This window comes from Streptomyces sp. Qhu_M48, assembly GCF_051305195.1.
Lineage (GTDB): Bacteria > Actinomycetota > Actinomycetes > Streptomycetales > Streptomycetaceae > Streptomyces.
Window position 1 is genome coordinate 4,304,476 of sequence record NZ_CP195432.1, and the last position, 19,399, is coordinate 4,323,874.

The window sequence follows — 19,399 nt, forward strand, 5'->3', positions numbered from 1 at the left end:
CGCACGAATCAGTCACGACAGCTGCGTGGCGACGAGCGAGGAGACCGCCATGGTCGGCGACAGCGGAAAGCGGGCGCTGGTCGTGGGTGCCACGGGAAGCGTCGGGGGGCTGACCGCCGAGGCACTCGTGCGACTCGGCGCCTCCACGGCACTGGCCGGACGCGATCGCGGGCGGCTCGCTCGACGGGCGGAGGGCCTGGGCGGCTGCCCGTACCGCGGGTTCGAAGCGTACGACCTGGCCGTCTGCGCAGGTCTGGCGCCGTGGGCACACGAGGCCCTCGGCGGCCTCGACGTGGTGGTCGTCGCCGTGGGGGCCGCGGGGTTCGGCCCGGCACGGGATGTGCCGGAAGCGGTCGCGGAGCATCTGATGACGGTGAACGCCCAGGCACCCATGGCCGTGGTCCGCGGTGCCCTGCGTGTCCTGTCCGAGGGCAGCGCGGTCTGCGTCGTCACCGGCGCCATCGTCGACCGGCCCATGATCGGGACAGCGGACTACGCGGCGGGCAAGGCGGCTCTGGCCACCTGGCTGACCGTCGTCGGCCGTGAGGCGCGCCACGCCGGGATCTCCGTACTGGACGTCCGCATGCCCCACCTCGACAACGGCTTCGCCGAACGGCCGGTGATCGGCCGCGCCCCGGCTCTCCCCACGGGGCAGGATCCGGCCCGTGCGGTCGAAGAGCATGTCATGACGCCGCTCAAGGCGTGTCTCACGGAGTCACAGAGCGTTCGTACGGAATCGGGAGCGGCCGCATGACCGGCGGGAGACCTTCGGAGTCCGTCTGGGACTATCCACGGCCACCTCGGATGGAGAGGGACGACCGTCGGCTGTCGGTTCGGGTGGGGTCCGTGGTCGTGGCCGATACCACCACGGCGTTCCGCCTGCTGGAGACCAGCCACCCTCCGGTCTTCTACTTCCCCCGCGGCGATGTGCGCATGGAGTTCCTGCGCCCCAACCCGGACAGGACCGTCTGCGAGTGGAAGGGCGTGGCGGGCTACTGGGACCTGGTCGTCGGATCGTCGGTGGTGGTCGCCGGCGCGTGGAGCTACGAGCGGCCGCTCGGCGCCTATGAGGCCATCCGCGGGCACATGGCCTTCTATCCGGGCAAGGCCCTGTGCTCGGTGGACGGTGTTGACGTCGAGGGCCAGGAGGGCGATTTCTACGGCGGGTGGATCACCGGCGAGATCACGGGCCCCTTCAAGGGCGGCCCGGGCAGTTGGGGCTGGTGAGGCGGGTGAGGGGCAGGTCCGCCGGCTCCCGCGGACGCCCCCGAGGAAGGAAGGCACGTCGATGACCTCCGCGCACTGGCTCTTCGGTGACCAGTTGGGACCCGCCTTCCTCGCGGGGGACGGAGACGGCTCCGCGCGGTCCGCTCCCGTGGTGATGATCGAGTCGCGTGCCGTCTTCCGTCGCCGACGCTTCCACCGGGCCAAGGCGCACCTGGTCCTCTCGGCGATGCGGCACCGTGCGGCCGAGCTCGGCGACAGGGTCACCTATGTGCGCGCCGAGACCTACCGGGACGGGCTGCGGCAGGCCGTCGGCAGTGAACCCGTGACCGTCCGCCACCCGACCTCCCGGGCGGCGCTCGGCCTCGTCCGGTCCCTGGACAACGTCACCGTGCTCCCTCCCCGTGGCTTCCTTGTCGGTCATGAGGACTTCGCGGCCTGGGCCCATGGTCACCGGGGGGACTCGCTGCGGCTGGAGTCCTTCTACCGGCGCGTGCGGCGGGACCACGACCTCCTGATGGACGGCGGTGAGCCGGCGGGCGGCCGGTGGAACCTCGACCACGACAACCGGGAGCCGCCTCCGAAGGACGCCAGGACGCTCGGAGCACCGTCTCCGTACCGGCCGCGCGAGGACGACATCGACGCCGAGGTCCGACACGACCTCGATCGGTGGGAGCGCGACGGGGACGTGTCGTTCGTCGGGCGGGACGGACCGAGGATGTTCCCCGCCGACCGTCGAGAGGCCCTGGCCGCGCTGCGCCGGTTCGTCACGCACCGCCTCGCGGGTTTCGGCGCGCACGAGGACGCCGTGCTGGCCGACGACGACGCCATGAGCCACAGTCTCTTGTCGTCCTCGCTCAATCTGGGCCTGCTGGATCCGGCCGAGTGCGTGGAGCGGGCCGAGGCCGCCTGGCGGGCGGGAGACGCGCCCCTGAACTCGGTGGAGGGCTTCGTCCGGCAGATCGCCGGATGGCGCGAGTACGTCTGGCAGCTGTACTGGTACTTCGGCGAGGAGTACCGGACGTCGAACGCGCTCCGTCACACCGCTCCCCTGCCCGACTGGTGGAACGACCTGGACGCGGACGCCGTCACCGCACGGTGCCTCGCGACCGTGCTCCGCCAGGTCCGGGACACCGGGTGGACCCATCACATCCCCCGGCTCATGATCCTGGGCAGCCACGCGCTCCAGCGCGGCTGGGACCCCGCCGCCGTCACGGACTGGTTCCACCGTTGCTTCGTCGACGGATACGACTGGGTGATGCTGCCGAACGTCGTGGGCATGTCGCAGTACGCGGACGGCGGCAGGATGACCAGCAAGCCGTACACGTCGGGCGGTGCCTACATCGATCGCATGAGCGATCTGTGCGGACCCTGCCGGTACCGCCCGGACCGACGTGTCGGCGCCGACGCCTGCCCCTTCACGGCGGGCTACTGGAACTTCCTCGACCGCCACCGCGGCACTCTCGCCCACAACCCGCGTGTTTCCCGGGTGCTGGGCGGCCTGGACCGTCTCAAGGACCTGTCGGCGCTCCTGGAGCAGGAACGCGACCGAGGTGACGGCCCGCCCTGACTCCGTGCGGGAGGCGTGCGCTACCTCTCGCGGAGAAAAACCGTTCGATCACATGTCGCTTCGCGTTCTAAGGTCGGCGACGTGGCAACGAAACTCAATCAGATCATCGCAGTGGAGAAGGGCGTCAAGTCCAGGGCGCACCAGGACCTGACGGCGGCTCACCACGGCCTGCAGAAGCCCGCGTTGCTCGCCGGCATCTCCCGTACGTACCAGCCGAAGGACGAGGAGGGCGAGCAACTGCCGCCCGAGTCGACGCTGGTGCAGGTGAAGGCCGAGGACGTACTGCGCGACACGGCGCGCGCGCTGACCCGGCTCTTCGATGTGACGGCCACGAAGGACTGGGCGAACTGCGGTGCGCGCGCCGACGTCACGGTCGACGGACGTGTCCTGGTGGGGCAGGTGCCCGTCGCCTATCTGCTCTTCCTGGAGAAGCAGCTGACGGACATCAACACCTTCGTCCGCAAGCTTCCGGTGCTGGACGCCGCGGAGTCGTGGACGCAGGACCCGTCGACCGACGCGTGGAAGACCGAGGTCGTCCGTACGCTCCGTACGAAGAAGGTGCCGCGCAACCACGTCAAGGCGGAGGCGACGGAGAAGCACCCGGCGCAGGTCGAGGTCTACTACGAGGACGTGCCGGTCGGTTACTGGACCACGGTGAAGTTCTCGGGCGCGCTGCCGGCCCGGAGGGTCAACGAACTGCTGGAGCGGGTGGAGAAGCTCCAGCAGGCGGTGAAGTTCGCCCGTGAGGAGGCGAACAGCGCCGAGGTCTCCGACCAGCGGGTCGGCGACGCCGTCTTCGGCTACCTCTTCGGGTAGCCGGGGGCACCACAGTCTCCCCGGCCACAGAACAGGGCCGGGGTGCGCGAGGAGCGCAAAGCTGAAGCTGAGCCTTGTCGTGACATCCGCGGTTCCAGTGGAGGTTCGAGTCCTCCTCCCGGCACTTCTCGCCGGGATGGCCCAACCCGGCAGAGGCAGACCGCGTCAATCTCAGACTATTGCTCCAGACTCAGCATGCGCCGCTCATCGCCGGATCGACCGGGCCCGGGCCCTGGTGCGTCGAAATGCCAGTTCGAATCTGGTCCGCCGAGCTCGATCGGCGGTGGTCCAAAGGCAGGACGCGACGCAATGACGAATGACCCGGGTCCTCAAGTGTGCCGGCGTGTGATGTGAGCGGCATCGACAGGGTCCGGGGGCAGGCTACGCCCTCGGACCCGCTCCTTTTGCCCGCGGACCCGCCGCTCCTCCCCCCGGACCCGCCGTTCCTCGGACCCGCCGTTCCTCGCCTCGCCCGGCCTCGTGCCCGGAGCGCCTCCCACGGCTTCCCTGCGACCACCGTGGGAACCTCGCGACGCAGAGGGCTGTTCATCCACGCCGTCAAGCCCCACCATGCTCCTGACTACTCGTGCGTAACACGTCGTAGGGGGAAGTGTGTCGAAGTCCGGCTCAAGGCTCCGTGCCAGGATCGCTGTTCCGCTGCTCGTCGCCGTCGCGTCCCTGCTCCTGCCGACCTCGGCGGTCGGCGCCCAGGCACCCGCGCGCGTCGCCGCCGCCCGCACCCCTGTCGTCTTCGTCCACGGCTACAACGCCGACCCCGGCGTATGGGGCGGCCTGCGGGAGGACTTCAAGGCCGACGGGTACGCCGACGCCGAGCTCTTCTCCTTCGGCTACGACACGCACCGGTCCGTGAACGAGGTCCTGGCCGGCGAACTCGCCTCGTACGTCGAGGGCGTGAAGCGGCGGACCGGCGCCGACCGCGTCGATCTCGTCGCCCACTCCTTCGGCAGCCTCGTCACCCGCTGGTACGTGAAGTTCGACGCCGTAGGCCAGGCATCGGTCGCCCACTGGGTCTCCCTCGCCGGCCCCAACCACGGGACCGGCACCGCGTGGGCCTGCGCCCTGTGGGACCAGGCGTGCCGCGACATGACCCCGGGCTCCTACGTCCAGAAGGGTCTCGCGGCGGGCGACGAGACTCCCGGGAGCGTGCTCTACGCCACCTGGTGGTCGAACTGCGACGAGGTCATCAACCCGGACGGCAGCGTGCCCCTGACCGGCGCGACCAACAACGCCGCCGGCTGCCTGGACCACAACGAACTCCTCGGCGACGACGCGGTCTCGCAGGGCGTGCGGGCCTTCCTCCGCTCCTCGGTCGTGTCCGCGACGGCCTCTGTGCTCATGGACGCGTGAGCCGGCACCCGCCGGCAGATGGCACGGGCCGACCGGGCGGACATCGTCGTCATGGACATCCGGACGCCCGAGACGGACGGCATCGAGGCGACCCGGCTCTGACCAGGGCGGACGGGTCCGTGACACGCTGAGGCGGGCCGCGTCACTCCGTGACGGGCAGGCACTCGGCGAGCAGGCCGACGATGTCGCGCCAGGCTCGCTGTGCGTGCAGCGGGTGGTGGCCGACGCCGGGGAGCACGGTCTGGTCGACCGGCGGGTGGTGGAAGGCGTGCTGGGCTCCGCCGTACACCACGAGCCGCCAGTCGACGCCCGCCGTCTGCATCTCGGCGGCGAACGCGTCCCGTTGCGCGGGCGGCATGATCGGGTCCTCCGAGCCGACCCCGGCCCACACCGGGCAGCGTATCCGGGCCGCCTCGCCCGGTCGGCCCGTGGTCAGGGCGTTGACCGTCCCGATCACGCGGAGGTCGACGCCGTCCCGCCCGAGTTCCAGCGCGATGGCTCCCCCGGTGCCGTAGCCGATGGCGGCGATCCGGTCCGGGTCGGTGCGTGGTTCGGCGCGCAGCACGTCGAGCGCCGCGTGGCCGATGCCCCGCATCCGGTCGGGATCGGCGAGCAGGGGGGTCACGCGCGCCAGCATCTCCTGCGGGTCCGTGAACCAGCGTCCGCCGTGGAGGTCGAAGGCCAGTGCCACGTAGCCCAGTTCGGCCAGCGCGTCGGCCCGGCGGCGCTGGAAGTCGTTCAGACCCGGCCCTTCGGGCCCGATCAGGACGGCGGGGCGGCGGCCGGCGCCGGCGGGGAGTGCGAGGTGCCCGATCATCGTGAGGCCGTCGGCCGGGTACTCGACCGTGTGCGTGGTGACTGTCGTCATGGGACCCGACGGTAGAGACCTCCGCGCCCTGTCGGACCGCTCTTCGCCGTCGGCGGAAGAGCGCGGTGCGTGCCCGTGGGTGGGCGTCGAGGGCGCGGCCGCCGGGTCAGGAGCGCTCGTCGTCGGTCGGCGGGGCGGGGTCAGCGCCGCAGGAGGGCGCAGACGAAGTCCTCCTGGACGGCGCGGACCTTGGCCAGGAGTTCCGGCTTGAGGCTCTTGCTGGTCTGGGTGTTGATCGAGAAGGTGAGGGAGCGCTTGCCGTCCGCCGTGCCCACCGCGAGCTGGGTGTAGCCCGGGAAGTTGCCGGTGTGGCCGTAGACCGTGCCGCACCGGGTCGTGTAACGGAAGATCGCCAGTCCGCCGGCGTTGACACCGGGACCGGCGGGCTCCGAGGCGGCTCCGGGGATGAAGGTCCGCTGCTGGCGGCGGGTCTGCTCCGAAAGGAAGTCGCGTCCGCCGGCCCAGGCGCGGACGAAGGCGTTGAGGTCCTTCGGCGTCGAGACGATTCCGCCGGAGGCCCAGACACCCGACGCGCTCAGCACCTCGCTGATGTCCTCGGGCGGGGCGGGCGGTGTCACGTCGTAGCCGTGCAGGTACGGCCTCGGCAGCCGGTAGCCCTGGGGCAGGCTGGTCTGCCGCAGGTCGAGGGGCCGGTACACGAGCTGGGCGAGCAGCCGCTCGTACGGCTCTCCCGTGACGGCCTCGGCCATCAGCGCGACGGCGATGTTGTCGGAGTTCGAGTACTGGTACTTCGATCCGGCCGGGAACAGCAGGCCCTCGTCGGCGACGAAGTCGAGGAGTCGGCGGGAGTCGAAGTGGTGCCTGGGGTCTTCCCGCAGGATGTCGATGAACGCCGGCGCGGTCGAGAAGTCGGGCAGTCCGCTGGTGTGGTTCAGGAGCTGGCGGAGCGTCACCCGGTGCCACGCGGTGGGCAGCGACGGCAGGAGCTTGCCGATCGTGTCGTCGAGCTCCAGCCTGTCCCGGTCCACCAGGCGCAGGGCGACCGCCCCGCTGAAGGCCTTGGCGACGCTCGCGATCCGCATGTGGTCGGTCGTACGGGGCGGGCGGCCGGTCCTCGTGTCGGCGACGCCCGCACGGTGGACCGACGTCCGGTCGCCCTGCCGCAGCAGCGCGATGACTCCGGGCGGACCTCCGGGGGTACGGACGAGGCCGTCCAGTTGCCGCTGCAGGGCCCTGTCGGGGGACGGCGGTGTGGCCGTGGCCTGTACGGGCTGGACCAGGGCGGCCAGCGCGGCGGACGCGGCCAGGGTGGTGACGGTCAGGCGCAGGGGGACACGCGAGCGGGAACGGACTCCAGAGCGTGGCGGCACGAGGGCTCCTTCACGGTGAGTCGGGGGCGGGTGCGGGCCCGGTTCGGTGGGTCGGCCCCAGCATCGGACGGACCGGCGGTGGCTGCCTGTCCGCGATGCTCCATCCGGCCCAGACACGGCGGGCCAGGGTCGGAGTGGGGCCGAGCCCGTGGTCCGGACGGCCGGAGGCCGGGACCGCGTCGCCTCACGAGCTCCGGAGTTCGGGGCGTCGTGGGTCAGGGCGCCGGGCGGGGTTGTGGGCGCGTGGTGCCGGGCAGGCAGGTGACCGCCGGGTTGTAGGTGGCGAACTGGCCCTTGGGGTTCTTCTTCCACAGCCACAGGTGCAAGGCGTAGTGGACGGGCTGGCCGGGGAAGTTGCCGCGCTGGGGGCCTTTGAAGGGCATCCCGAACATGCTCGGCCGGTCCTCGTCCGTCCTCGGGTTCTGGTCGCGGTCGTGGACCAGCCACTGAACGCCGACGAGACGCTTGCCGCCTCTGCCGTCGTCCTCGTAGTAGAGCGCGGTGGGCTTCGCCGGGTCCGTCGAGTTGTCGTAGGCATGGTTGAAGTGCGGGTAGCCGAGCGCGCCCGTGCCGCCGGTCCGGTCGAAGACGCAGTACTGGTCGGGCTTGTAGCCGGCCCGCACGCCCTTCACATGCCGTTGGTAGGGGGCCGTGGCCTGATAGGCGACTGCCTTGTCCGCCGCCGCTCTACCGGGGCCGGGGCCGGGGCCGGGAACGGGGAGTGGAGCGGGAGTGGCGACGGTCGGGGTCAGGGCGAGGGTGGCGGCGACGGTCAGGGCGGTCACGGCGAGCAGGTGGGGCATGCGGGGGCTCCTCGACGACAGCGGGGTTCGGATGCGCCTGTAGCCCTTCCCCCACCCGGCTCATCCGTCCCGCGGCCGGGCCCGGACGGGTGACCACGGGCAGGTCGGCACGGGTTCCAGGCAGACTGTGCGGGGTGGACAACTATCCCCCGGTGGACCGGGACCCCGCTCCTGAGTGGTACGGACGACTGCACGTACGGACCGAGGATCTCGGCCCGGCGGAATGGCTCACGAGACGCGCCCCCGGGTACGGCGCCTTCGGGACGGTGGCGGGCGTCGGCGCGCCCGGATTCGCCGCGTACGCCCGGGTGCTGCATCCGGCTTCGCTGAGCGAACAACCCGTGCGTTGGGCCGCGGTGGCCGCCGCATACGGGCGCTCGGTGGCGCCGGTCACCCACTGGCACGAGCTGATCGGGGCGGACTCCTACTACCAGAACCTCTCCGAGTACGGCTTGCCCGGCGTCTGGGACGAGCATCCGGCGGAGGGTCCGCCCCCACCCGATGTCGCCCGGGCACTGATCCCTGTCCTGGCCCGGCACACGCGTACCCCGGAGCGCTGCTGGTTCGGTCTGTGGAACGGCTACGGCCGGTGGGACTTCGACTCGGTTCCCTCCTTCTCCACCCCCGAGCGGGATGAGGTACTGCTCGGCGGGACACTGGCCGACGCCGTCTCGCCGGTGTCCCTGGACGAGTTCGCCGACCTGCCCGACCTCTGGTGGCCGGAGGACCGCGCCTGGTGCCTGGGCGGCGACGTGGATCTGGTCAGCACCTACATCGGCGGGTCCCATGAGCTGATCTCCGACCTCCTGGCCGCTTCGGATCTGGAGGCGTACCCGGTGGCGCCCGACGACAGGGTCGGCTGAGGAGCGGAGGCGCGTCGAGTGCGGCGGATCTTCGGGTCGGGTCACCATCCGGATCCCGCTCCCGTCGCCGCGCCGGGGTACGGCTCACGCGCCCGGCGCCGTACGGCCTCCTGGGCGTACGACGCCGGGGGCGCACGCCCAGGACGACGGGGTCGGCAGGTGCGCGTCCCCTGCTGGGACACCGGATCCGCTCGGCCCCGTCGTCGCCCGCGACGGGTCCGTCCTCTGCCTCAGCAGGCGGTGCGGGAGCCGAGTCGCGTCACCTGTCCGCCGGTGGAGCCTCCGACGTCGGCCGCCCCGTTCTGCCGCTCCAACTCGGCGGCGGTTCCGATGCTCTCCTTCAGCTGGGCCACCGTCGTGATCCGCTCCGACGTGGCCGGTACGGCGTCGCTCGCCGTACCGGCGACCGCGGCCACCAGGCCCACGGTCACCAGCGCGGCGGCTCCGGCGGCGAGGGTCCTGCGGGTCGGGTTCTCCATGGTGTGCTCCTCTGTCTCTCGGTGATGGGGAGTCAGGAGCGTAGGCACCACGAACGGCCGCGCGCGGCACCGTCGGCGGCAGTCCCCCGGCGGTTTCGCCCTGGGGAGCAGCGCCTCCGCCGGCGCAGCGGCCAAGATCGATTGTCAGTGGTGGGTGAGACGGTAGACGCATCAGTCGGAATGAGGGGGAGCCTGTCTTGTCCGGAACCCAGAACTACATCAACCACGTCGCTCTCGTCCTGGACGCCAGTTCGTCCATGTCGCGGCTGAGCCGCAAGGTCGTCGAGGTCGCCGACCAGCAGATCGCGTACCTCGCCCGCAGGTCGCGGGAGCTCGACCAGGAGACCCGCGTCACGGTCTACGTCTTCGCGGACGAGGTGCAGTGCGTCATCTACGACAAGGACGTGCTGCGGATGCCGTCGCTCAAGCAGCTGTACCGGGTCGGCGGGATGACCGCCCTGCTGGCGGCCGCGCTGAAGTCGCAGCGGGAGCTGGCGCAGACGGCCCAGCTCTACGGCGACCACAGCTTCCTGACGTTCGTCCTGACCGACGGTCAGGAGAACGCCAGCCACCGCTGCCCCGGCGCGCCCTCCAGGGACCCGGGTGAGCTGGTGAAGGCCGTGGCCGAGATGATCGAGACGCAGGGCGACAACTGGACGCTGGCCGTGCTGGTGCCGGACCAGATGGGCAAGCGCGAGGCCGTGCAGTGCGGATTCCCGAAGGACAACGTCGCCATCTGGGACGCCACGAGCACGCAGGGTCTGGAGGAGGCCGGCCAGGTCATCCAGGAGGCCACCGAGAAGTTCATGATCGGCCGCGCCAAGGGCATCCGGGGGTCGAGGACGGTGTTCTCCGCCGGTGCGGAGGCGGTCAACAAGGACACCGTCAAGGCAGCCGGTCTCACCCCGGTGGACCAGTCGCGGTACCAGCTGATCCCCGTGGCCCGCGACGCCGCGATCCGGGAGTGGGTCGTCGAATCCGGCCACACGTACCGCACGGGGGGCGCGTTCTACCAGCTGAGCAAGTCGGAGAAGATCCAGGCGCGCAAGCAGATCGCTGTACTGGAGAAGAAGACGGACCGGGTGTACACCGGCCCGGAGGCGCGAGCGCTGCTCGGCCTGCCGGACGTGGAGGTTCGCGTCAAGCCGGACCACAACGACGATTTCACGATCTTCGTGCAGAGCACCAGCGTGAACCGCAAGCTCGTACCGCAGACGCGGCTCCTGCTCATGTTCTGACCCCGCCGAGCCTCCCGTGCCGTTACGTCGCCCTGCTCCGTTCCGGGTCCCGGGGCGCGCGCGAGAGAAAGCGCCGCCCCGGTCCGGTGGGTGGCTACGCGGCGCTCTCGGTGAAGCCTTCCTCGGTGCCTTCGCCGGGGAGGGTGCCCTCGTCGAAGCCCTCTTCCGGCATCATGGCGCCGAACAGGCCGCCCATGAGCTCTTCCACGTTCAGCTCGGTGGCTCCGGCCGGCGCGGTGGGCTTGGTGCCCCCGCTCATCTTCAGCACCAGGCCGAACTTCTTGACCTTCGCGTTCTCCGCCAGCTTGGCGAGGTCGACGTACACCTCGGTCAGCTCACCGTTCTTCAGCGTGAAGTCGGCCGAGACCTTGGTGTCGGGGATCTCCTTCAGATCCTTGTCCGACGGCAGGTCCATGCCCGGGGGCAGGTCCTTCGTGAGCGGACGGACCTCGCCGATCAGCTCGGCGACGAGCGTGCGGAACGGGGCCGTGGCGGTGATGTGCTCGGTGCCGTCCTTGCCCCCGGCGGTCGTGAAGTCGACCTCACGGGCGATGACCTCGCGAAGGGCCTCCAGGAGCTTCTTCTGGGTCTTGGGGTCCAGCGAGGGCTCCGGAGACGGCTTGGCGCCGGGCTCCTGGCCCATCTCCTGGCCGGCCTTCTTCATCTCCTCGGTGCTGAACTTGACCCACTCGCCCTCCAGCACCTTCTTCAGGCCCGCGGCCTCCGGGGGCAGCTCGTCGGCGGGCGGCATGGGAGAGCCCATCGCCTTGGTGAGGGCCTCGACGTCGGAGCGGATGTACGTGTGGTCACCGACGACCCGGTACTCGACGAGGTCACCGTCGGGGCTGCTGACCTTCATGGCCATGCCGACGAGGTCCTTCTCCTCGGACTCGTCGATCGGCTTCTTCGACTCCACCGTGACGCTGACCTTCACACCGCTGATCAGCTCGGCGGCCTCGGCGGGGATCTCCTCGCCCGGTGCCGGGTCCGACCCGGCGTCCATCTGCTTGATGGTCTCGGCGTCGACGTCCAGGTCCAGCTCGAAGGAGATCGACTTCTCCTTGCCCAGCTTCTCGAAGGCCTGGTCCAGCTTCTTCCCGGCAGACAACTGCTCGACCGTGCCGCAGGCGGCCGAGCCCACCAGGACAGCACCGACGACAGCGGTGGCGGTCAGGGTCTTGCGTATGACGGTAATGATGATCTCCTCGTAGACGCGATCACTATGTGATCGCCAAGGAGACTCACACCTCCCCCACATGGTTGCCCTGTGGACCGATATCCCTGCTGTTCCGTCGACCACAGGCCCCGTACCCCCCCCCCGGCCTTCCGCCTTCCCGGGTCCGGACCCGGACACGGGTCCGGACCCGGGGAGGCAGCGGCTCGGGACGTCAGGACGGCCCCCGGAGCGTCAGAACATCACGGGTCAGGGCGTCATCTCGTACACACCCGAAAGCGCCTCGACGCGCTGCCAGACACGCTCCGACCGCGCCTCGTCGACGACGGGGCGCCGGACGGCGCCGAGCGCCCAGTGCTGCTGCGGCTCGGTCGCGGAGTCCTTGCCGTGCAGCTCGACCGCGTGCGCGGAGAAGTCGCGCACGAGGACGGCGAAGAGCTCGTCCAGCACGTCCTCGTCGAGAAGGGTCAGCGCCGCCTGCTCCAGGACCAGCTGGCCGTGGACCACGAGCGCGAAGAGCTGACCGACGGCGAGCAGGAGGTCGAGGTCCCGGCTCTGCTTCTCGTCGGGAGCGGCCTTGAGAACGAACTCGCAGAGAGCGTCGGCCTGTTCGCGGAGGCGGGCGACGTTGGGCAGGTGGGCGTACGCGTCGTAGGCGGCGCGCCAGTCGTGGAAGCGGACCGCCCCCAGGCCCCGGGCCGGGCCCTGGCGGAAGAGGAACGTGTCGTCGGCCGCGTCCAGACGGGTCGGGACGGGCTCGTACGCGACCGGGTCGAGGAGGTGGTTGCGCATGAACTTCAGGATCAGCGCCAGGTTGACGTGGACCGTGCCCTCCAGCTTGGGCAGACCGCGGATCTCCACGGCCGCCTCGGCGAAGTAGTTGTCCTTCTCGAAGCCCTTGGCGGCGATGACGTCCCACATGAGGTCGATGACCTTCTCGCCCTCCGTGGTCACCTTCATCTTCGTCATCGGGTTGAAGAGCAGGTAACGGCGGTCGTCGGGGCCGGCGGTGCGGAAGTAGTCGACGGCACGGTCGCTGAACAGCTTCATGCCGACGAGCCGGACGTACGCGTCCGTGAGCTCGCGCCGCACGTGCGGGAAGGCGGTGACCGGGCGGCCGTACAGGATCCGGTTCTGCGCGTGCGTGACGGCCTCGTACATCGCGTGCTCGCAGATGCCGATCGAGGCGGTGCACAGGTTGAACTTGCCGACGTTCACGGTGTTGAGGGCTGCGTCGAAGGCGGCGCGGCCGGTGTGCAGGACGTCCTCGGCGGCGACCGGGTACTCCTCCAGGCGGAACTCGCTGACGTACTTCGAGGAGTCGACGACGTTCTTCACGAGGTGGTAGGCCGAGTGGCGGCTGTCGGCGGCGAAGAAGACGTACCCGTCGGGGCCCTCGACGTCCGTCCGGCGCCCGAAGACGGAGACGAGGCCGGCGGCGTTGCCGTTGCCGATGTAGTACTTGGAACCGGTGGCCCGGAAGCCGCCCGCGCCGTCGGGCTCCAGGAGCATGTCGGTGGAGTAGATGTCCGCGCCGTGGGACTTCTCGGAGAGACCGAACGCGAACACCTCTCCCTGGGCGAGGAGTTCGGCCGCGCGGGCGCGGGCTGCGGCGTTGTCGCTCTGCCAGACCGGGCCGAGGCCGAGGATGGTGACCTGCCAGGCGTACCAGTAGTCGAGCCCGTAGAAACCGAGGATCTCGTTGAGGGCGGCGATGCGGGCGGTGTCCCAGCGCTTGTCGCCGCCGTCCTCGCCCGCCGCGGAGGACGGCGTCAGGAACGTGGCGAAGAGGCCTTCCTCGGCGGCGAAGGCGAGGAAGTCGCCGAGCCAGGCGCGGGTCCGGTAGTCCTCGATGATCCTGCGCTTGCCGCGCGCCTCGAACCAGTCGATCGTGGCGCGCAGCAGCCGGCGGGTCTCCGGGTCGAAGTGCACCGGGTCGTAGGTGTGCGGGTTGAACAGCAGCGGGTCGGCCATGACGTCCGCCTTTCCGGCTCGGGATGAGGGTGGTGATGCTGGAGGTGCCGTACGGAGGCACTCGTACGGGTGTGGTCTTACGGGGTGGGGCGAGGCGAGGTGCCGGCGGGCGCAGGTGGGAGCGGTCGTACGAGGGTGGCCGCCGGCCCGGTTCGGTTCAGGGCCCGGCGCGGAAGCCGTCGAGGGTGGCGAGGACGTCGTCCAGCCAGGCGATCATCATCCGCTCGTACGCGATGCCGCCCCGCAGCACGACGTGCTGCAGCTCGCGCTCGGCGTCCGGAGGACCGCCCGCCGCCGGCTCCCCGAAGTCCCGGGCCTTGCCCGCGAGGTAGTGGGCAAGGCGCTCGGTGTGCGTCCGCCGGTGCCGCTCGACCTCGCTGATCAGCGCGGCCGGATCGTCGAAGGCCGCCCCCCGGATCTTCACCGCGAGGTCGTGTCGCACGCTCTCGGGTTCGATCGGTTCGTGCAGCCACGCGGAGAGCGCGTCCCGTCCCGGCCCGGCGACGGAGTACTCCTTCTTGTCCGGGCGCCCGTGCTGCGGCACGTCCCGGACGTCCACCCAGCCGTCGCTCTCCATGCGCTTGAGAACGCGGTAGATCTGCTGGTGGGTGGCGGTCCAGAAGTAGCCGATGGACCGCTCGAAGCGCCGGGCCAGCTCGTAGCCGGACCCGGGCTTCTCGAGCAGGGACACGAGGATCGCGTGGTCGAGCGCCATGCACCCGATCCTGCTATGCAACGAGTTGCATAGCAAGGCTGAGCGGTCTCGTTGAGACGTGACTCACCCCGGAATCCCCCGGTCCCCCTATCCTCATCCCCTTCCGCTCCCGTCCCCGGCGCCTCCCCCGCCCCACCCGCGCTCCGACCGCGTGGCGGTGGCGAACGGCAAGGCGACGGCCGGCCGGTCCCTGTACGGGTCCGGCCGACCGTCGCCCTCAGTGTTCACGGCACGGGCCCGTCCTCACCGTGCCCGGCCTGTTCTCGCCCGGTCAGGCCTTCTGCTGCATGGAGCGGCGTGCCGGGTTGCCCTGTTCGGCCGCCTTGGGGTCCTTCTCGTCGGCCTTCTCGCGCACACCCTGCGCGATGCGGTCGCCGATGGTCGCGTCGATGTTCCTCCAGTACGCGAAGGCGCGCTCGAGGACCGGTTCGGTGACGCCGTTGAGCAGGTGGCCGACCACGTTGTCCACCAGACGATCCCGGGCGGCGTCGTCCATGACCTCGCGAACCAGCGTGCCCGGCTGGCCCCAGTCGTCGTCCTTCGGGTGGGACACGTAGGCCGAGCGGGTGATCTCGCCGTCCGCCGACCAGCTGGGCGGTGTTCCGTAGCGCTCGGTGTCGGCGGCGGGCCCGCCCTTGGAGTTCGGGGCGTAGACCGGGTCGGTCGTCTTCCGGTAGGCCATCGCCCCGTCCTTCGAGTACGTGTGGACGTCGACGACGGGTGCGTTCACGGGGAGCTGCTGGTAGTTGGCGCCGATGCGGTGCCGGTGGGCGTCCGCGTACGAGAACAGCCGGGCCAGCAGCATCCGGTCGGGGCTCGGCCCGATGCCCGGGACCAGGTTGTTGGGCTGGAAGGCCGCCTGCTCGATCTCGGCGTGGTTGTCGGTGGGGTTGCGGTCGAGCGTCATACGGCCGACCGGAATGAGCGGGTAGTCGCCGTGCGGCCACACCTTGGTCAGGTCGAACGGGTTGAACCGGTACCCCGCGGCATCCTCGTACGGCATGACCTGCACGTGCAGCGTCCAGCTCGGGAAGTCGCCGTCACGGATGTGCTCGAAGAGGTCCCGCGTGTGGTAATCCGTGTCGACGGCGGCCATCTGGTCGGCCTCGTGCTGGGTGAAGAACTCGATGCCCTGGTCGGTCTTGAAGTGGTACTTCACCCAGAAGCGCTCGCCGGACGCGTTGATCCACATGTAGGTGTGGGACGTGTAGCCGTTCATGTGGCGCCAGGAGCGCGGGATACCGCGGTCCCCCATCAGCCAGGTGACCTGGTGCGCCGACTCCGGGGACAGGGTCCAGAAGTCCCACTGCATGTCGTGGTCGCGAAGGTTGTTGTCCGCGCGGCGCTTCTGGGAGCGGATGAAGTGCTGGAACTTCATCGGGTCCTTGATGAAGAACACCGGCGTGTTGTTGCCGACCATGTCGTAGTTGCCTTCGCTGGTGTAGAACTTCACCGCGAAGCCGCGCGGGTCGCGCCAGGTGTCCGGGCTGCCGCGCTCACCCGCGACCGTCGAGAAGCGGGCGACCAGATCGGTGCTGGTGCCCGGCTGGAAGAGGGCCGCCTTGGTGTAGCGGCTGACGTCGTGGGTCACCTCGAAACGGCCGAACGCGCCGCTGCCCTTGGCGTGCGGCTGGCGCTCGGGGATCCGTTCGCGGTTGAACTGTGCCATCTGCTCGATCAGGTAGGCGTCCTGCAACAGGACCGGGCCGCCCGGTCCCAGGGTGAGTGAGTGTTCGTCGCTCTCCACCGGGGCGCCGGAATCGGTCGTGGTGGCGGGTCGGCTCTCGGTCATCGGTCGGTCTGCCTTTCCTTGTGCTGAGCGGTCGCGCCCCGCGGTCGCAGGCGGTCGAACGTTCCCGGAACGGAGGGCCTGCTGCCCGCCGACCGGAGCTTGTGGCGTCGGGGTATCCCGTTGAAGCGGCCCTCCCCTTGAGTACGCGCGTCTCGGCATGTCGCCTCACCCGCCATCGCCGCGGCAAACGTCCTCTCCGCGATCGACTGCTCCCCGGAGGGCAGCGGCGAGTGGGGGCGCGGTCGTGGCGGCCTCCTTGCGGGCGCGGGCGGTCCTCGGGGGGCGGGCGGGCGCGCGTCGGAGGCATCCGCGCCCGCCACGCACGTCCCAGCCTGGGCCCAACCGCGCGATGCCACCACCGGAGGTCGCAGCCTCCCGGCACGCTTGCGCGGCCAGCGGGTCACTCCTGCGTCCTGCGGGGGAAGAGCACCTCCCCCCGCGCGGACGGAGCTCCTCCGCGCGCTCACTAAGCCGGGCCGCCCGGCGCCGGTTCCCCTGACCGGGTGACACCGCCGCTGCCGGGCGGGGTCGAGCACGCGTGGGTACGGTTCCCCCGTGGCCGCCCGGTGCACGACGTCACGGGGGCGAGGGCGCACTCGGTGGGCCGCCGGGCCCGCACTGTCGGACCCCTTCGCTAAGGTCAGCGGCCATGACTGAGATCGCAGCCGGGACATGGCCGGAACCTCCACTCGCCGGCACCGAGGCGGAGGCCGTCCTCGGGGCCCTCGAACGCCAGCGGGCCACGCTGGCCTGGAAGTGCTCCGGCCTGGACGCTCCCGGTCTGCGGGCCACACTCGGCACGTCCACGATCACTCTGGGCGGCCTGCTCAAACACCTGGCGCACGTGGAGGACAGCCACTTCGCCCGGCTGTGGCTCGGCTCTCCCGTGGGCGCTCCCTGGGACACCGTCGACTGGGCCGGCACTCCCGACTGGGACTACCGCTCCGCTGCCGAGGACACCCCCGAGCAGCTGCTCGCCCTCTGGCAGGAAGCAGTCGCCCGCTCCCGCGCCGTCGTGGACACGGCGCTCGGGGCGGGCGGGCTGGACCAGCTCGGCGCGTACACCACCCGCAGCGGGGAACGTCCCAATCTCCGCCGCATTCTCCTGGACCTCGTCGAGGAGTACGCCCGCCACGCCGGTCACGCCGACCTCATCCGCGAATCCGTCGACGGCCTGACGGGCGAGGACCCGCCGAGGTGACCTGAGGTGGGTCGCGGTGGGACGTTCGGCCACCTCACCCTCGCCGCCTGGTGGGCGGCGCCGCAATGCCGGCGGTCGAGGCCGTGGGCCGTCTCCTTCGCCCTTCTTCGCCCTTTTTCGCCCTTCTTCGCCCTTCTTCGCCCTTCTTCGCCCTTCTTCGCCCTTCTTCGCCCTTCTTCGCCCTTCTTCGATCTTCTTCGATCTTCTTCGACCGCACGCCTCCGGTGGCACTCGGGGCTGTCGGACAGGGGGGCGGACGGGCATGGCGGGGCGGGCGTCCGGCCGAGGTGGATCTCTGGGTCCCCGCCGCCGGCCCGCCATGGCCTCCCGCCCCGGCCCGCCCCGGCCCCGTATGGCCAGGGCGGGAGGCCACTTGGCCAGGGAAAACGCAACTTCGACAGGGATCGCTGAGACAGCTACGTTCACCTGGTCCTCGGCGATCGCCCACGTTCGCACAGGAGTTCCCTGCGGCCGGGCCACCCACGACGGGACGGGTCGGTCACGCCCCACGAACCCTCGCCCCCGTGCGGAGGCGCCGAACCGATCCACATCAGGCACCCGACCAGGGAGAGACGAATGCCCCGTCTTGCGCTGTACACCTTCGGCGTCCTCAAGTCACCTCTCGCCCATCCCACACCCCTCACGCGCGAGTTCTACGAGATCGGTGAGGCCGTCTACCGGAAGATCGGTCAGCATCCCGGATACCTCGCCCGTGCCGAGGCGGCCGACGGTGACCGGGGCGCGTTCTTCGAGGCGGACTGGGGCGCGTGGGGAGAGTTCGCCGTACCCAGCTGGTACGGCAAGGGGCACACGGCGGAAACCACCGCCCTGGCCACGACTCTCTCGCTCTGGACCGGCCTGCGCCCCGCCTTCGACGCCATCTACACCGGTCTGCACCGTGAGGCGTTGAACAGGCGGTACGACTGGTTCGAGAGGTCCACCCACCCGAACTACGTGTTCTGGTGGGTCTCCGACGGCGTGATACCCACCTGGCAGGACGGGGTTTCCAGGCTGGAACACCTCCACGACCACGGCGCCGCGCCGCGCGCCTTCACCTATCACCACCCGTTCACGCCGGACGGAACCCCGGCCAGGATGAAGGGCATCGGGCCGCAGAGCGACCGGGTTCGCTGACAAGGCAGCCTTCGGCCTCTCCCTCACCGGCCCCGGCATGTGTCCCCGCACCACACGGCCCGGACTCCACAGCCAACCCCCGAAGGATTCACGCAGCCGACCGCCTAGGCTCGGGATGCCATGCCGGAGGTCCGTAGAGGAGAGACAGTGTTCGTCAAGGTGTGCGGGCTCGGGTCGACCGATGACATCGATGCGACGGTCGCGGCCGGCGCGGACGCCGTCGGCCTGGTGATCAGTGGGACCAGCGTGCGCGGGCTCGACCGGGACCGGGTCGTACGGCTCGCCGCTCACGTGCCGCCCAGCGTGCTGTCCGTCCTGGTGGTCAACGACACGCCCGCCGTCGAAGCCGCCCGGATGGCCGGTGAACTCGGTTTCGGCGCCCTGCAGTTGCACGGTTCGGCGTACCACGCGGAGGACTTCGCCGCAGCGGCCCGGATCTTTCCGCGGCTGTGGCGGGCCACCTCTCTCAGCGAAGGGCCCGACACCCGTGTCGGCGCCTACGGCGAGGAGGTCCTCCTCCTCGATTCGCCTCGGGCCGGCTCCGGCGACCGGTGGGACCTGTCGCTTCTCGAAACGGCCCGCCCCGAGGGCACGTGGATGCTTGCCGGTGGACTCTCGCCGGAGAACGTCGGCGAGGCGATCGACCGGGCACGCCCCTGGGGGGTCGACGTCTCCAGCGGCGTCGAGTCCGCTCCGGGCGTCAAGGACCACGACCGGATTCGCGCGTTCGTCGCGGCCGTGCAGCAAGCCACCGTGACCGGGCTGTCGTGAAGCGAGCTCTCGTGAACCCAGCTGCTGTGAACCCGGCTGTCGCGACCAGGCCGTCGTGACCCGGCCGCCCCCCTGACG

The 19,399-nt window shown here is 70.7% G+C and carries 18 protein-coding genes and 1 pseudogene; 11 read left to right on the plus strand and 8 right to left on the minus strand.

Annotated elements, in window-relative coordinates; genetic code table 11:
• Window positions 1-25 precede the first annotated feature (25 nt).
• From ACRRSS_RS19625 to ACRRSS_RS19650, 6 genes and pseudogenes are all read left to right on the plus strand, one after another.
• A complete protein-coding gene (locus ACRRSS_RS19625) occupies window positions 26-754 on the plus strand; it encodes an SDR family NAD(P)-dependent oxidoreductase (RefSeq protein ID WP_435972409.1) in 729 nt (242 codons plus the stop codon).
• A 50-nt stretch (window positions 755-804) separates the two neighbouring features.
• Window positions 805-1,227: a DUF427 domain-containing protein gene (locus tag ACRRSS_RS19630; RefSeq protein WP_435972410.1), complete on the plus strand. Its 423-nt coding sequence runs from the start codon at window positions 805-807 to the stop codon at window positions 1,225-1,227.
• Between the two features lie 61 nt (window positions 1,228-1,288).
• Complete coding sequence (locus tag ACRRSS_RS19635; RefSeq protein WP_435972411.1) at window positions 1,289-2,794, plus strand: cryptochrome/photolyase family protein; 1,506 nt, start codon at window positions 1,289-1,291, stop codon at window positions 2,792-2,794.
• A gap of 81 nt (window positions 2,795-2,875) precedes the next feature.
• Window positions 2,876-3,610, plus strand: coding sequence for a DUF7873 family protein (locus ACRRSS_RS19640; RefSeq protein ID WP_435972412.1), 735 nt, complete (start codon window positions 2,876-2,878; stop codon window positions 3,608-3,610).
• A gap of 36 nt (window positions 3,611-3,646) precedes the next feature.
• Window positions 3,647-3,734 (plus strand): annotated as a pseudogene (locus ACRRSS_RS19645).
• Window positions 3,735-4,255: 521 nt separating this feature from the next.
• Entirely contained in the window at window positions 4,256-4,978 is a 723-nt protein-coding gene (locus tag ACRRSS_RS19650; RefSeq protein ID WP_435975380.1) for an esterase/lipase family protein, read from the plus strand.
• A gap of 142 nt (window positions 4,979-5,120) precedes the next feature.
• Here the strand turns inward: ACRRSS_RS19650 and ACRRSS_RS19655 are convergent, their stop codons facing one another.
• The 3 genes from ACRRSS_RS19655 to ACRRSS_RS19665 form a co-directional block, all read right to left on the minus strand.
• Complete coding sequence (locus ACRRSS_RS19655; RefSeq protein WP_435972413.1) at window positions 5,121-5,846, minus strand: dienelactone hydrolase family protein; 726 nt, start codon at window positions 5,844-5,846, stop codon at window positions 5,121-5,123.
• 140 nt (window positions 5,847-5,986) lie between these two features.
• Entirely contained in the window at window positions 5,987-7,177 is a 1,191-nt protein-coding gene (locus ACRRSS_RS19660; RefSeq protein WP_435972414.1) for a serine hydrolase domain-containing protein, read from the minus strand.
• Between the two features lie 215 nt (window positions 7,178-7,392).
• The gene (locus ACRRSS_RS19665; protein ID WP_435972415.1) at window positions 7,393-7,980 is read right to left on the minus strand and encodes a hypothetical protein; all 588 of its coding nucleotides are present in this window, start codon (window positions 7,978-7,980) and stop codon (window positions 7,393-7,395) included.
• A 134-nt stretch (window positions 7,981-8,114) separates the two neighbouring features.
• Between ACRRSS_RS19665 and ACRRSS_RS19670 the strand changes: the two genes are divergently transcribed.
• A complete protein-coding gene (locus tag ACRRSS_RS19670; protein ID WP_435972416.1) occupies window positions 8,115-8,843 on the plus strand; it encodes a hypothetical protein in 729 nt (242 codons plus the stop codon).
• Between the two features lie 230 nt (window positions 8,844-9,073).
• Here the strand turns inward: ACRRSS_RS19670 and ACRRSS_RS19675 are convergent, their stop codons facing one another.
• Window positions 9,074-9,322, minus strand: a complete 249-nt coding sequence (locus ACRRSS_RS19675) for a hypothetical protein (protein WP_435972417.1) — start codon at window positions 9,320-9,322, stop codon at window positions 9,074-9,076.
• 197 nt (window positions 9,323-9,519) lie between these two features.
• Between ACRRSS_RS19675 and ACRRSS_RS19680 the strand changes: the two genes are divergently transcribed.
• Window positions 9,520-10,560, plus strand: a complete 1,041-nt coding sequence (locus ACRRSS_RS19680) for a VWA domain-containing protein (RefSeq protein ID WP_435972418.1) — start codon at window positions 9,520-9,522, stop codon at window positions 10,558-10,560.
• Between the two features lie 94 nt (window positions 10,561-10,654).
• Here ACRRSS_RS19680 and ACRRSS_RS19685 read toward each other — a convergent pair whose 3' ends face one another.
• The 4 genes from ACRRSS_RS19685 to ACRRSS_RS19700 all read right to left on the minus strand — a co-directional run bounded on the left by ACRRSS_RS19685 (window position 10,655) and on the right by ACRRSS_RS19700 (window position 16,215).
• The gene (locus tag ACRRSS_RS19685; protein WP_435972419.1) at window positions 10,655-11,668 is read right to left on the minus strand and encodes a hypothetical protein; all 1,014 of its coding nucleotides are present in this window, start codon (window positions 11,666-11,668) and stop codon (window positions 10,655-10,657) included.
• Window positions 11,669-11,983: 315 nt separating this feature from the next.
• Window positions 11,984-13,708: an acyl-CoA dehydrogenase family protein gene (locus tag ACRRSS_RS19690; protein WP_435972420.1), complete on the minus strand. Its 1,725-nt coding sequence runs from the start codon at window positions 13,706-13,708 to the stop codon at window positions 11,984-11,986.
• Between the two features lie 157 nt (window positions 13,709-13,865).
• On the minus strand, window positions 13,866-14,423 hold the full coding sequence (locus tag ACRRSS_RS19695; RefSeq protein WP_435972421.1) for a PadR family transcriptional regulator: 558 nt from the start codon (window positions 14,421-14,423) through the stop codon (window positions 13,866-13,868).
• 271 nt (window positions 14,424-14,694) lie between these two features.
• Window positions 14,695-16,215, minus strand: a complete 1,521-nt coding sequence (locus ACRRSS_RS19700; RefSeq protein WP_435972422.1) for a catalase — start codon at window positions 16,213-16,215, stop codon at window positions 14,695-14,697.
• 649 nt (window positions 16,216-16,864) lie between these two features.
• Here ACRRSS_RS19700 and ACRRSS_RS19705 point away from each other — a divergent pair.
• The 3 genes from ACRRSS_RS19705 to ACRRSS_RS19715 all read left to right on the plus strand — a co-directional run bounded on the left by ACRRSS_RS19705 (window position 16,865) and on the right by ACRRSS_RS19715 (window position 19,321).
• A complete protein-coding gene (locus tag ACRRSS_RS19705) occupies window positions 16,865-17,416 on the plus strand; it encodes a DinB family protein (protein ID WP_435972423.1) in 552 nt (183 codons plus the stop codon).
• A 576-nt stretch (window positions 17,417-17,992) separates the two neighbouring features.
• Complete coding sequence (locus tag ACRRSS_RS19710; protein WP_435972424.1) at window positions 17,993-18,550, plus strand: DUF3291 domain-containing protein; 558 nt, start codon at window positions 17,993-17,995, stop codon at window positions 18,548-18,550.
• A gap of 147 nt (window positions 18,551-18,697) precedes the next feature.
• Window positions 18,698-19,321: a phosphoribosylanthranilate isomerase gene (locus ACRRSS_RS19715; protein WP_435972425.1), complete on the plus strand. Its 624-nt coding sequence runs from the start codon at window positions 18,698-18,700 to the stop codon at window positions 19,319-19,321.
• Window positions 19,322-19,399 lie beyond the last annotated feature (78 nt).

Coding starts and splice junctions, on each gene's coding strand:
- ACRRSS_RS19700 (WP_435972422.1), bottom strand. CDS start 16,215: ATGACCGAGAGCCGACCCGCCACCACGACCGATTCCGGCGCCCCGGTG.
- ACRRSS_RS19665 (WP_435972415.1), bottom strand. CDS start 7,980: ATGCCCCACCTGCTCGCCGTGACCGCCCTGACCGTCGCCGCCACCCTC.
- ACRRSS_RS19710 (WP_435972424.1), top strand. CDS start 17,993: ATGCCCCGTCTTGCGCTGTACACCTTCGGCGTCCTCAAGTCACCTCTC.
- ACRRSS_RS19630 (WP_435972410.1), top strand. CDS start 805: ATGGAGAGGGACGACCGTCGGCTGTCGGTTCGGGTGGGGTCCGTGGTC.
- ACRRSS_RS19635 (WP_435972411.1), top strand. CDS start 1,289: ATGACCTCCGCGCACTGGCTCTTCGGTGACCAGTTGGGACCCGCCTTC.
- ACRRSS_RS19655 (WP_435972413.1), bottom strand. CDS start 5,846: ATGACGACAGTCACCACGCACACGGTCGAGTACCCGGCCGACGGCCTC.
- ACRRSS_RS19690 (WP_435972420.1), bottom strand. CDS start 13,708: ATGGCCGACCCGCTGCTGTTCAACCCGCACACCTACGACCCGGTGCAC.
- ACRRSS_RS19695 (WP_435972421.1), bottom strand. CDS start 14,423: ATGGCGCTCGACCACGCGATCCTCGTGTCCCTGCTCGAGAAGCCCGGG.
- ACRRSS_RS19675 (WP_435972417.1), bottom strand. CDS start 9,322: ATGGAGAACCCGACCCGCAGGACCCTCGCCGCCGGAGCCGCCGCGCTG.
- ACRRSS_RS19705 (WP_435972423.1), top strand. CDS start 16,865: ATGACTGAGATCGCAGCCGGGACATGGCCGGAACCTCCACTCGCCGGC.